Source organism: Streptomyces sp. NPDC085937, from assembly GCF_044540535.1.
Classification (GTDB): Bacteria; Actinomycetota; Actinomycetes; order Streptomycetales; family Streptomycetaceae; genus Streptomyces.
In genome coordinates this window covers 233,515-245,869 of the sequence record NZ_JBITSH010000011.1, presented here as the reverse complement: position 1 = coordinate 245,869, position 12,355 = coordinate 233,515, and the positions used below count along the sequence as shown (strand labels likewise).

Here is a 12,355-nt window from a genome sequence, read left to right as displayed (position 1 = left end):
GTGTGAACGCGCAGCCACTACTCTGTCCGCACCGAGCCAACGGGGGGCCCGAGATGCAGCCCAACACTCTGCTCGACGCGATCCTGGACGAGGCGGGCGTCTCCCACGCGGGACTGGCCGCGCACGTCAACCAGGCCGGCCGGGCACGTGGTCTGACGCTGCGGTACGAACACACCGCCGTGGCCCGCTGGCTGAAGGGCCAGCGCCCGCGGGGCCAGGTGCCCGACCTGATCTGCGAGGTGCTCGCCGCCCGCCTGCGCCGCCCGGTCACCCTCGACGACATCGGTCTCGGAGTCCCCGGCGGACCGTCCGCCCCGCACACCGGCACCCTCTCCGGCTTCGTCGAGCGGGCCACCGCGCTGTGGCGCTCCGACCAGCAGGGCCGCCCCCATCTGCTCGGCGCCCCCGCGGTCACCGGCACCCCGGCCGTGATGCCCGTCTGGGAGTGGGAGAACCCGCCCGAGGACGTCGACGTCTCCCGCGGCGGCCCGCACCGGGTCACCCCCGGCGACCTGGACATGCTGCGCGCCGCCCGCGCCCACTACGAGCAGCTGTACCGCAAGGCCGGAGGCATGGCGACCCGGGCCCGGATCGTCGGCTTCCTCAACGCCGAGGCGGCCCCGCTGCTGCGCGGCAGCTACACCGACGCCACGGGCCGTCAACTGCACCGGGCCACCGGCAGTCTGGTCGCCATCGCCGGCATCTGCGCCTACGACTCCGACGCGCACGGCCTGGCGCAGCGCTACTTCCACCAGGCGCTGCGGCTCGCCAAGGCCAGCGGCGACCGGCGGCTTGGCGCCTACGTGATCGCCCTGCTCGTCAACCAGTCTTTGTTCCTGCGGACGTTCCGGCAGGCCGTCGCCTTCGCGGAGGCCGCGCTGCGCACCGCGGGCGCCGACATCACCCCGGCGCTCGCCTCGGACCTGTACGCGATGCAGGCCAAGGCGTACGCGCACCTCGGCGACGGCACGAGCGCGCTGTCCCGCATCCGGCGGGCCGAGCGGTCCGCCGAGCGCATCCGGCGCGGCCACGAGCCCGACGAGACCGGCTATGTCCAGCCCGGTCTGGTCAACGTGCAAGTGGCGGAGGCGCTGTTGAGCCTCGGAGAGCTGGCGGCGGCGGGGGAGCACGCGGCGGCCGCCGTGGACAACCCGGCGCACGACCGGGGCCGGGTGCACCGGCTGGCCATGCTGAGCACCATCGAACTGCGCCAGGGCAACGCCGACCGGGCGGTGGCCGTCGCGGTGCAGATGGCCGAGCAGGCCCGCGGCATGGAGTCGCAGCGGCTGCGCGACCGGCTGCGGGCCGTGCGCGAGCACCTGGTGCGCAGCGGCTGTCCGGGCACCGCGGAGGCGGCCGAACTCATCGACGGGGCACTGCGGGTACCGCTGTAGACGCCCGCGACCCGGGCCGGCGTACGAAGGGCGGCCGGGACCGCGCCGCGCCCGGCGCATGCCTCACCGCGCCGCCCCATGCGTCACGGGCGGCCTCCCGTGCGCCTGCTGCACGGCCGTCACGGCTGCGATATTGCCCCTTACCCATCGGAAGGCGGCAAAGCCATGCAGTGGACGAAACAGAACGAGCAACCTGTGTACGCAAATCGCTGGTTCAGCGTCAACATCGCCGATGTCGAACTGCCGGACGGCCGTCACCTCGACCACTTCCTCATACGGCTCAGGCCGGTCGCCGTGGCCACGGTGGTGAACGACGCCAACGAGGTCCTGCTGCTGTGGCGCCACCGCTTCATCACCGACAGCTGGGGGTGGGAGCTCGCCGCGGGCGTCGTGGAGGACGGCGAGGACGTCGCCGTGGCGGCGGCGCGGGAGCTGGAGGAGGAGACCGGCTGGCGGCCCGGCCCCCTGCACCACCTGATGACCGTGGAGCCGTCCAACGGCCTCACTGACGCGCGGCACCACATCTACTGGTCCGACGAGGGCGAGTACGCCGGCCACCCGGTGGACGACTTCGAGTCGGACCGCCGTGAGTGGGTGCCCCTGAAACTGGTTCCCGACCTGGTCGCCCGCGGCGAGGTCCCGGCGGCCAACATGGCGGCGGCGTTGCTCCTGCTCCACCACCTGCGCCTCTAGGAAGCGGGCCGGGCTCCGCTGCCGGCGCGGGAAGCGCAGCCTGCTTCCAAGACGCGACAGCGGGCCCCGAGCCGGTGTCCGGCAAGGGGCCCGCTGTCGCGGAGGTCACTCGCAGCCGTAGGTCACTCGTAGCTGTAGAAGCCCGACCCGGTCTTCCGGCCGAGCCGGCCCGCGTCCACCATGCGCTGGAGCAGCGGGGGAGCGGCGTACAGCGGCTCCTTGTACTCCTCGTACATCGAGTACGCGACCGAGGCGACCGTGTCCAGGCCGATCAGGTCGGAGAGCTTGAGCGGGCCCATCGGGTGGGCGCAGCCCATCTCCATGCCGTTGTCGATGTCCTCACGGCTGGCGATGCCCGACTCGAACATCCGGATCGCGGACAGCAGGTACGGGATCAGCAGCGCGTTCACCACGAAGCCGGAGCGGTCCTGGGCGCGGATCGCGTGCTTGCCCAGCACCTTCTCGGTGAAGACCTGCGCGCGGCTCAGCGTGCCCTCGGAGGTGGTGAGCGCCGGGATCAGCTCGACCAGCTTCTGCACCGGGGCCGGGTTGAAGAAGTGGATGCCGATGACGTGGTCCGGCCGGGAGGTGGCGACGGCCAGCTTCACCAGCGGGATGGAGGAGGTGTTCGACGCCAGGATCGCGTCCGGGCGGGTCACCACCTGGTCGAGCACCTGGAAGATCTCCGTCTTCACCTGCTCGTTCTCGACCACGGCCTCGATCACCAGGTCACGGTCGGCGAACTCGCCGAGGTCCGTGGTGAAGGTCAGCCGGGCCTGGGTGGTGGCCAGCTCCTCCTCGCTGATCTTGCCGCGCTCCGCCGCCTTCGACAGGGAGTTGAACAGCCGGGTACGGCCGATCTCCAGGGCTTCGCCGGTGGTCTCGGCGACCTTGACGTCCAGTCCGGCCCGGGCGCACACCTCGGCGATTCCCGCGCCCATCTGACCGCAGCCCACCACTCCGACGCGTTCGATGTCGGTCACATCGTCCCTTTCGCTCCTGCTTACGGCTGTGGCAGGGTGCCGGGTCCCGGCGCCTGCTCCGTTCGAGCACGTTACTCCGAAGTATCGATGATCGATCGCGGGGGTGCGGCATCCTGGCCGGGACACCGCCCTGACCAGGCGGTTCCGAGTGGTTCGCGACAGATGTCCGAGGGGGACGAGCGGTGCGGGTGTCACGCAGGAACTTCACGGTGGCGCTGGCCGCCCTGGCGGTGCCCGGGGCGCCCGCCGCCCCGCGGCCGGAGCCGGGCGCGGCGGGCGCCCCGGGCCGGGGCGGTGCGGCGAGCGACGAGATGCGGGGGATGTGGGTGGCCACCGTCACCAACCGGGACTGGCCCTCGCGGCCCGGCCTGGGCGCCGACCGGCAGCGCGCCGAGCTGACCGCCCACCTCGACACGGCCGTCCGCGCCCGTCTCAACACCGTGATCCTGCAGGTGCGGCCCACCGCCGACGCCCTGTGGCCCTCCCCGTACGAACCGTGGTCGCAGTACCTCACCGGCACCCAGGGCACGCACCCCGGCTGGGACCCGCTCGGCACGGCCGTCGAGGAGGCCCACGCCCGCGGCCTCCACCTGCACGCCTGGTTCAACCCCTACCGGGTGGCCCTGCACGGCGACCCCACCCGGCTCGCCGCCTCCCACCCGGCCCGCCGCAACCCCGGCTGGGTGATCCCGTACGGCGGCAAGCTGTACTACGACCCGGGACTGCCCGAGGTCCGGGCCTTCGTGCGCGAGGCGATGCTGGACGCGGTGCGCCGCTACCCGGTCGACGGCGTCCACTTCGACGACTACTTCTACCCGTACCCCGTGGCCGGCCAGACCTTCGACGACGACGAGACGTACGACCGCCACGGCGGCGCCTTCCCGGACCGGGCGGCCTGGCGGCGGGACAACGTCGACCGGCTGGTGCGGGAGACGGCCGAGGGCATCAGGGCGATCCGGCCCGGCACCCGCTTCGGCATCAGCCCCTTCGGGGTGTGGCGCAACGCCGACGTGGACCCGCGCGGCTCCGACACCCGGGCGGGCGTGCAGTCCTACGACGACCTGCACGCGGACACCCGCACGTGGGCCGCGGAGAACTGGATCGACTACATCTGCCCGCAGCTCTACTGGAACATCGGCTTCGCCGTCGCGGACTACGCGAAGCTGCTGCCCTGGTGGGCCGACGTCGTCCGGGGCTCGAGAACCCAGCTGTACGCGGGGGAGGCGCTGTACAAGGCGGGGGACCCGGCGCAGCCGGCGTCCTGGGGCGATCCGGCCGAGCTGTCCCGTCACCTCACGCTGGCGAAGCGTCACCCGCAGGCGCGGGGACACGTGTTCTTCGCGGCGCGCGAGGTGACGGCCGATCCGGTCGGGGCGATGGCACGGGTGGTGGCCGACCACTACGGGCAGCCGGCCGGCCCCCCGGCCTGATCAGTGCCGGGTCACGGTCTCCCGGTGCCGGATCTCGGTGTCGGGACCGGGCGAGCAGACACCCTCGTGCCCGTCCTCGAAGCGGACCCGGTAGGGCGGGCTGCCCTCCCGGCCGAGCACTTCGACGATCTCGCCGGCCTTGTCGTGCTGGCCGACCACCCTGCCGTGCTGGACAAGACGGTCACCCTCGGTTGCGCGCATCGTCGCCTCCTCACCACGTGCGGGAGCAGCGGTCCATGCCCTTCGAGTCTACGGCGGGGGCCGCGCCCCGGCTCCACGGCGAGGGGTCCCGGAAGTACCTCCAGGGCGCCCCGGTTCCACGGCGGGGAGCCGCCGGCAGTCCGCGCCACCGCCGCGCCCCGTCGGCCGCGCTACCCCCGCGCCCGCTGGGTGACCGCGATGCACACCAGGACCGCGGCCGCCGTCAGCGGGGCCGCGAGCGGCAGGTGCTCGCCGAGCAGCAGCACCGACCACACCAGGGTGAGCAGCGGCTGAGCGAGCTGGAGCTGGCTCGCCTTGGGGATGCCGATCGCCGCCATGCCCCGGTACCAGGCGATCAGCCCCAGGAACTGTGAGCCCGCCGCCACCCACAGCAGTCCGGTGACGCTGTGCGTGGTCAGCCGTACCGGCTCGACGGTCAGGGCGACCGCCGCGACGGGCACGGTGAGCGGCAGGCACAGCACCAGCGCCCAGCCGATCACCTGCCAGCCCGGCATGGCCCCGGCCAGCCTTCCGCCCTCGGTGTAGCCGGCCGCGCAGATCAGCAGTGCCCCGAAGAGGTACACGTCGGCCGTCGTCAGCGCGCCCCCGCTCTGCTGCACCGTGAAGGCCAGCACGGCGGCCGCGCCGACGAGCGCCGCCGCCCAGAAGGTGCGCGAGGGGCGGGCGCCCGTCCGCAGGGCCGACAGCAGTGCCGTGGTGAGGGGGAGGAGGCCGACCACCACGGCGGCGTGCGCGGTGGTGGAGGTCTGCAGCGCCAGCGTGGTCAGCATGGGAAAGCCCAGCACCACCCCGGCGGCGACCACCGCGAGCCCCGGCCAGTGGCGGCGGGCCGGCGGCGGGACGCGCAGCGCCAGCAGACAGCCGCCGGCGATCACCGCCGCGAGGACACTGCGCACGGCCACCAGCGACCAGGGGCCGAAGCCCTCCAGGCCCCAGGCGGTGGCCGGGAAGGTGAGGGAGAAGGCGACCACGCCGAGGGCGGCCTGCAGGGTGCCGAAGCCTCGGGTGCGCGGGGGAGCGGTGACTGCTATCGGAGGCGCGGCGGTAGCGCTACTCTGTGCTCTCATGCACGACAGTAGCAGCGTGGGTGAACTCGCGGAACAGCTACGACAGGAGCTCGACCGCTACTCTCCCGGTGAGAAGCTCCCGTCCAGCCGGGCGCTGGTGGAGCGGTTCCGGGTCAGCCCGGTGACCGTCTCCCGGGCCCTGGCGCGGCTCGCCGCCGAGGGACTGGTGGTCACCCGCCCCGGCGCCGGCGCCTTCCGTGCCGTACCCCGCACGCCGGCCGCGCCCACCGGGGACACCTCGTGGCAGGAGGTCGCCCTCAGCGCCGACGGGGCCGCCGATCTCGTACCGCGCTCGGTGGACGCCTCCGGTGTGCTGGTGTCGCTGGCCGCACCGGCGCCCGGAGTGATCGAGTTCAACGGCGGCTATCTGCACCCCTCGCTCCAGCCGGAGCGGGCCATGGCGGCGGCGCTCGCCCGCGCCGGGCGCAGGCCGGGTGCCTGGGGGCGGCCGCCCATGGAAGGACTGCCCGAACTGCGCGAGTGGTTCGCGCGCGCCATCGGCGGGCCGGTGACGGCGGCGGGCGTGCTGGTCACCTCGGGCGGGCAGTCCGCCCTGACCACGGCCCTGCGGGCGCTCGCCCCGCCCGGCGCGCCCGTCCTCGTCGAGTCGCCCACCTACCCGGGGATGCTGGCCATCGCACGCGCCGCCGGACTGCGCCCGGTGCCCGTCCCGGTGGACGCCGACGGTGTGCGGCCGTCACTGCTCGCCGACGCGTTCCGGGCCTCCGGCGCACGCGTCCTCGTCTGCCAGCCGCTGTTCCAGAACCCCACCGGCGCCGTGCTCGCCCCCGAACGGCGCGCGGAGGTGCTGCGCATCGCCCGGCAGGCCGGCGCCTTCGTCGTCGAGGACGACTTCGTACGGCGGCTGGTGCACGAGGACGCGGGCCCGCTGCCGCGCCCGCTCGCCGCCGACGACCCCGACGGGGTGGTGGTGCACGTCAGTTCCCTCACCAAGGCCACCTCACCCAGCTTCCGGGTGAGCGCCCTCGCCGCGCACGGCCCGGTGCTGGAGCGGCTGCGGGCCATCCAGGTCGTCGACACCTTCTTCGTGCCCCGCCCGCTGCAGGAGGCGACCCTGGAACTCGTCGGATCGGCCGCCTGGCCGCGTCATCTGCGCGCCGTCGCCACGGCGCTGCGCGGCCGCCGCGACGCCATGACCGCGGCGCTGCGGCTGAACCTGCCGGACCTCGCCCTCCCGCACGTCCCGTCCGGCGGCTACCACCTGTGGGCACGGCTGCCCGACGGCACGTCCGAGTCCGCGCTGACCGGGGCCGCCCTGCGCGCGGGCGTCGCCGTCACCCCCGGGCGCCCCTACTTCAGCGCCGAACCGCCCGCAGGGCACCTGCGGCTCAGCTTCGCCGCCGTGGCCGGCACCGGGGAGATCACGGAGGGCGTGCAGCGGCTGCGTACGGCCTGGTCCCAGGTGGTGGGATAAGGGCTCGACGCCCCTTGTCGGCGGCTGCGAGCATCGGCGCATGACTGCCGACCCCCGCATGCCCGAGGGCTACGAGATCTCCGCCGACCCCGCCCGGATCGACGCCGGGAAGGTGCACCGGTGGCTGTCCACCGACGCGTACTGGGCGCTGGGCCGCTCCCGTGAGGGTCAGGACCGGGCGATCGCGGAATCGCTCAACTTCGGCGTGTACGACACGGTCACGGGCGACCAGGTGGCGTACGCCATGGTCATCACCGACCGGGCCACCTTCGCCTGGCTGTGCGACGTGTACGTCGACCCGGCCGTGCGCGGCAAGGGCCTCGGTACCGCGATGGTCACCGCCGTGCGGGAGGAGGTGCGGGGCCACGGCGTACGGCGCGTCCTGCTGGCCACGCACGACGCGCACGAGGTGTACGCGCGGCTGGGGTTCCGCCCGCTGGAGCGGCCCGACGAGTGGATGGCGCTCATCTTCGAGCAGAGGTGAACATCGTGTCACCTTGAGTGACCGCGTGGTGGTGCCTCTTGACCAGCCGACCCCGGCGGCTGACCATCGCGGCATGGCACTTCGGGTCACGTTCGTCGCCGCCGCGGGGAGCTCCACGGTGCTGTCCGAGCGCTTCGAGGACGCCCGGCCGCTGGACCAGGCCGGATGGCACGAGGTGCAACGTGCCGCGCACGACCTGCTGCCTCTGGCGGCGGCCGATCTGCGCTACTGCTCCCCGGCCCCGCGCAGCCGCGCCACCGGGGAAGGGCTCGGCTATGCGCCTCTGGTACAACTCGCCCTGCGCGACTGCGACATGGGGCGCTGGCGCGGGCTGACGCTGGGAGAGGCGATGGCCCGGGAGCCGGCGGCGGTGGACGCCTGGCTCACCGACCCGCGGTCCACGCCCCACGGCGGCGAGTCCCTGCTGGACTTCATCGGACGCGTCGGCAACTGGCTCGACACCCGGCCCGCCGAGGACGGCTGCCGGGTGGTCGCGGTGGCCGAGCCGTCGGTGATCCGCGCGGCGCTCGTCTACGCGCTGAAGGCGCCGCCCGCCACCTACTGGAGCATCGACGTCCGCTCGCTGTCGACGATCGGCGTGGCCGGACGGCCGGGGCGGTGGAGCCTGCGGCTGGAGAGCGTGTGCGGCCAGCCCACCCGCGCGTAGGCCCGACGGACCGTGCCCCGGCCCACCCGCCCGTACCGGTCGACGGGGTCCGGTCCCCGGCCGGCCCGCGCACCGGCGGCCCGCGCACCGGCGGCCCGCGCACCGGCGGCCCGCGTCGCCGACGGTGAGCCGCCCCGGCACCGGCACCCTCCCTTGCCCGGGGCGGGACCGCCGCCCGGAACCGGGGCGCTCCCGCCGGTCCCCGTGACGACGAGCGCGGCGCACCGCGACGCCTGTGACCGCGGTGCATGCGTGCCGCCGCTCGGCGGCGACGCCGTGGCCACCGTCGCCGTCAGTCGAAGGTCTCGACGTACTCCTCCGGCGGGCCGAGCTCGGGGCGGTCGCACAGGACGATCCGTTCGCCGAAGCGCTCCGTCTCCAGCACCGTCAGGGTGTTCTCACCGGCGCGCAGCAGCGGCCGCGGGAGGTAGAGCGTCCGCTGCGGGCCGGTCTCCCAGTAGCGGCCCAGGAGGGTTCCGTTGATCCAGAGGAATCCCTTGCCGAAGCCGGGGAGGGCGACGAAGGCGTCCGCGGGCTCGGCGACCTCCAGCCGTGCCTCGGCGAAGCCCGCCCGCCCGTGGGGGGCCGCGGCGGAGGCCGCCCGGGAGACGTCCCCGGGTGTCCACTCGTCGAGCGGCAGCCGGTGCATGCTCCAGTTGTGCACCTGCCGGCGGTCCACGAGCACACTGCCGAGGATGCCCTTCCCCTGGCCGAGCAGCGGGCCGTAGTTGATCCTGCCCTGGTTCTCCACCAGCAGCTCCAGCCGGACGCGTCGTCCGGCGCCCCGCACGGTGACCGAGGCGGAGTCGCCGTCCAGCACGCCCACGGGTTCCCCGTCGACGAACACCTGCGCACGGTCGTGCAGCTGCCGCACGGACACGGTCACGTGCTCCGGCGGGAGGAGCGGTTCCGCCGTGTACAGCACCAGGCCGGCGGCCTGCCCCAGTTCGCCGAAGCTCAGCGGCACGGGTGCGCGTACCGGCTCGGCCGCGGCGCGCAGCCCTTCCAGCAGGGGCGCACGCCGGGTCAGCTCCAGTGTGCGCGGCTCCAGCAGGGGCGGGTCCGCGGGCACGGGCCGGTCCGCCACGGTGGGATCGACGGCGGCCAGCCGCTCCCGCAGGGCGAAGAACTTCGGGGTGAGGCCCCCGTGTTCGGCGACCGGCGCGTCCGAGTCGTAGCTGGTGACGGTCGGCCGGAGCCGCTCGCCGTCGTGATTGGCGCCCGCCCAGAGGCCGAAGTTGGTGCCGCCGTGCGCCATGTACAGACTCACCGAACCGCCCTCGGCGAGGATGCCGTCCAGGGCGTCCGCCGCGCTGTCGGCCGAACGCACGTGGTGGTGCTCCCCCCAGTGGTCGAACCAGCCGTTCCAGAACTCGGCGCAGAAGAAGGGCTCGCCCTGCCGTCGTGCCCGCAGCAGGGCCGCTGCCTGAGCGGGTCGGGAACCGAACGTGGCGGCCGCCAGTTCCCCGGCCAGGGAGCCGCCGTCCTGCATCAGCGTCGTCGGGCCGTCGGCCGTGTAGAGGAGTTCCGTGATCCCCCGCCCGGCCAGCGCGTCCCGCACCCAGCGGACGTAGGAGTGGTCGTCGCCGTAGCTGCCGTACTCGTTCTCGATCTGCACGGCCACCACCGGACCGCCCCGGCCGGCCTGGAGGGCGGCGATCCGGGGGATCAGCTCGTCGAACCAGCGGCCCACCGCCTCCAGGAAGAGCGGATGGGAGGTCCGCAGCCGCATGCCGGGGGTGTCCGTGAGCCAGGCGGGCAGCCCGCCGTTGTCCCATTCCGCGCAGATGTAGGGGCCAGGCCGCACGATGGCGTCCAGTCCCTGCTCCTGGGCGAGCCGCACGAAGCGTTCCAGGTCGCGCGGGCCCGCGAAGTCGACGGCGCCCGGGGTGCGCTCGTGGAAGTTCCAGGGCACGTAGGTGTCGACGGTGTTGAGTCCCAGGGCGGACAGTCGTTGGAGCCGGTCGGCCCACTGATCGGGATGGACACGGAAGTAGTGCAGGGAGCCCGCCAGGACGCGGTGCGGGCGCCCGTCGCGCAGCAGCACCCCGTCCGTGAAGGTGAGGGCGGGAGGTTCGCCGGGAAGGGATCCGTGTCCCACGGCGCCGGGCTCGAAGACGGTCATTTCAAGGCTCCCGCGGTCATGCCCGCGCGCCAGAACCGCTGCAACGAGAGGAAGGCGAGCAGGAGGGGGACGATGGACACGAGCGAGCCCACGACGACGAGCGCGGGCGGCACCGCGACATGGCTGGCGTTCCAGCCGACCAGGCCCACCGTGACGGGCTGGAGCCGGTCGTCGCCGAGGACCATCGCGGGCAGCAGGTAGTTGTTCCAGATCTCCACGAACTGGAACAACAGGATGGTCACCAGGGCGGGCAGCATCATCCGCACCGAGACGGAGCGGAAGAGGCGGAACTCGCTCGCGCCGTCGATCCGGCCGGCTTCCAGCACCTCGTCCGGGACGCTCTGCGCGGCGAACACCCGGCAGAGGTAGACGCCGAACGGACTGACCACGCTGGGCAGCAGCACGGCCAGCGGGTTGTCGATCAGACCCACGCCGGAGAACATCAGGTACAGCGGCAGGGTGAACAGCACCTTCGGGATGAGCACCGCCGCCAGCACCACGCCGAACAGCAGCCCGCGCCCGGGAAATCGGTACTTGGCCAGGGCGTAGCCGGCCAGGGCCGAGAACACCGTGCCCAGCAGTGCTCCGACGCCGCAGTAGAGGACACTGTTGAGCATCCAGCGCCAGAAGATGCCGCCGTCCTGGGTGCCGAGCCGCGCGATGTTGTCGAAGAGCCCGAAACCGTCGAACCAGAGGCCGGTGCCGGAGAACTGCTCGCCGAACGGCTTCGTGGCGGACACCAGCAGCCACCACAGGGGCAGCAGGAAGTAGAAGGCCGACAGGCCCAGCAGGGCGGTGACCACGACCCGGCTCGGCAGACTCGTCTCACGCCGGGGACGGATCACGGACGGTCTCGTGGTGGTCGTGCTCATTCCTGCTCTCCCCGGGTGGTGAACTTGAAGAAGACGAACGACACGACACCCACCAGTACGGCGAGGAGAACGGACTGGGCCGCCGCGTACGGATAGTTGCCCGCCGCGATCGCGCTCTGCGCGGACATGATCGGGGTGAACGTCGAGGAGACCGCGCCGTCGGAGACGGGCTGGAGCACCACCGGCTCGTTGTAGAGCTGGGCCGAGCCGATGATCGAGAAGACGGCGGTGAGTACCAGCGCGCCGCGTACCGCCGGCACCTTGATGCTCCAGGCGATGCGCACGGCCGACGCGCCGTCCATCCGGGCGGCCTCCAGCACCTCCGCGGGGATGGACTGCAGTGCCGCGTAGATGATGATCATGTTGTAGCCGGTCCAGCTCCAGGTGACGATGTTCGCCACCGACCACAGCACCAGGTCGCTGTCGAAGAACGGGACGGCGAACCCAAGCGGCTCCAGCATCCGGTTGACCGGGCTCGACTGCGGTGAGTACATGAACGACCAGACGAGGGCGGCGCTCACCCCGGGGATCGCGTAGGGCAGGAAGCCGGAGAGGCGGAAGAAGCCCTTGCCGCGCGCGGACCGGGAGTCGATCAGCAGGGCGAGGACGAGGGCCGCGCCCAGCATCACGGGCACCTGGACCACGCCGAACAGGGCGATCCGGCCGAGGGAGGAGAGGAACGCGCCGTCGTCGAGAGCCCGCCCATAGTTGCCGAACGGGTCGAACTCCTCGGTCGGGGGCGCCAGTCCGAGCCCCGACCGCCGGACGGTGTACAGGCTCTTCACCGCGGCGTAGACGATCGGCGCGACGTACATGCCGAGGAAGAGGACGACGAACGGGGCGCAGAACAGCAAGGGGCTCCGCGAGCCCCGCCGGCGCTGACGCGGACCTGCGGGAGCGCGGCGGGAACCGGCGGGCGGCGGTCCGCCGGTGGCCCCTTCGCTGCTGCTTCGGGTGTCCGCCGGGGCGGCGGCGTCGGTCAC

The 12,355-nt window shown here is 73.3% G+C and carries 12 protein-coding genes; 6 read left to right on the top strand and 6 right to left on the bottom strand.

Features of this window, described 5'->3' with window-relative positions; genetic code table 11:
• Positions 1–53 precede the first annotated feature (53 nt).
• Together ACIF8S_RS23665 and ACIF8S_RS23660 are read left to right on the top strand one after the other, a co-directional pair.
• Positions 54–1,394 (top strand): transcriptional regulator, encoded by a 1,341-nt coding sequence (locus ACIF8S_RS23665; RefSeq protein WP_400001513.1) that lies wholly within the window; start codon positions 54–56, stop codon positions 1,392–1,394.
• 165 nt (positions 1,395–1,559) lie between these two features.
• The gene (locus ACIF8S_RS23660; RefSeq protein ID WP_400001512.1) at positions 1,560–2,087 is read left to right on the top strand and encodes an NUDIX hydrolase; all 528 of its coding nucleotides are present in this window, start codon (positions 1,560–1,562) and stop codon (positions 2,085–2,087) included.
• Between the two features lie 122 nt (positions 2,088–2,209).
• Here ACIF8S_RS23660 and ACIF8S_RS23655 read toward each other — a convergent pair whose 3' ends face one another.
• Positions 2,210–3,070, bottom strand: coding sequence for a 3-hydroxybutyryl-CoA dehydrogenase (locus tag ACIF8S_RS23655; RefSeq protein WP_349790767.1), 861 nt, complete (start codon positions 3,068–3,070; stop codon positions 2,210–2,212).
• A 188-nt stretch (positions 3,071–3,258) separates the two neighbouring features.
• Between ACIF8S_RS23655 and ACIF8S_RS23650 the strand changes: the two genes are divergently transcribed.
• Complete coding sequence (locus ACIF8S_RS23650; protein WP_400001511.1) at positions 3,259–4,500, top strand: glycoside hydrolase family 10 protein; 1,242 nt, start codon at positions 3,259–3,261, stop codon at positions 4,498–4,500.
• Here the strand turns inward: ACIF8S_RS23650 and ACIF8S_RS23645 are convergent, their stop codons facing one another.
• Complete coding sequence (locus ACIF8S_RS23645; RefSeq protein WP_349790769.1) at positions 4,501–4,701, bottom strand: DUF1918 domain-containing protein; 201 nt, start codon at positions 4,699–4,701, stop codon at positions 4,501–4,503.
• Positions 4,702–4,871: 170 nt separating this feature from the next.
• Positions 4,872–5,789 carry a DMT family transporter gene (locus ACIF8S_RS23640; RefSeq protein ID WP_400001509.1) on the bottom strand — a complete coding sequence of 306 codons (918 nt, stop codon included), beginning with the start codon at positions 5,787–5,789 and terminating at the stop codon, positions 4,872–4,874.
• Here ACIF8S_RS23640 and ACIF8S_RS23635 point away from each other — a divergent pair.
• The 3 genes from ACIF8S_RS23635 (at position 5,788) to ACIF8S_RS23625 (ending at position 8,375) form a co-directional block, all read left to right on the top strand.
• Positions 5,788–7,224 (top strand): PLP-dependent aminotransferase family protein, encoded by a 1,437-nt coding sequence (locus ACIF8S_RS23635; RefSeq protein WP_400001508.1) that lies wholly within the window; start codon positions 5,788–5,790, stop codon positions 7,222–7,224. The two genes, ACIF8S_RS23640 and ACIF8S_RS23635, sit on opposite strands and share 2 nt — an antisense overlap.
• A gap of 40 nt (positions 7,225–7,264) precedes the next feature.
• Entirely contained in the window at positions 7,265–7,708 is a 444-nt protein-coding gene (locus ACIF8S_RS23630; RefSeq protein ID WP_400001506.1) for a GNAT family N-acetyltransferase, read from the top strand.
• A gap of 73 nt (positions 7,709–7,781) precedes the next feature.
• Positions 7,782–8,375 (top strand): histidine phosphatase family protein, encoded by a 594-nt coding sequence (locus ACIF8S_RS23625; RefSeq protein WP_400001504.1) that lies wholly within the window; start codon positions 7,782–7,784, stop codon positions 8,373–8,375.
• 292 nt (positions 8,376–8,667) lie between these two features.
• Here the strand turns inward: ACIF8S_RS23625 and ACIF8S_RS23620 are convergent, their stop codons facing one another.
• The 3 genes from ACIF8S_RS23620 to ACIF8S_RS23610 are packed head-to-tail and all read right to left on the bottom strand — an operon-like array spanning position 8,668 to position 12,355.
• The gene (locus ACIF8S_RS23620; RefSeq protein WP_400001502.1) at positions 8,668–10,500 is read right to left on the bottom strand and encodes a beta-galactosidase; all 1,833 of its coding nucleotides are present in this window, start codon (positions 10,498–10,500) and stop codon (positions 8,668–8,670) included.
• The gene (locus ACIF8S_RS23615; RefSeq protein WP_400001500.1) at positions 10,497–11,372 is read right to left on the bottom strand and encodes a carbohydrate ABC transporter permease; all 876 of its coding nucleotides are present in this window, start codon (positions 11,370–11,372) and stop codon (positions 10,497–10,499) included. Before ACIF8S_RS23615 ends, ACIF8S_RS23620 begins: the two co-directional genes overlap by 4 nt.
• Complete coding sequence (locus ACIF8S_RS23610) at positions 11,369–12,355, bottom strand: carbohydrate ABC transporter permease (protein WP_400001499.1); 987 nt, start codon at positions 12,353–12,355, stop codon at positions 11,369–11,371. The genes ACIF8S_RS23615 and ACIF8S_RS23610 overlap by 4 nt, the downstream gene beginning before the upstream one ends.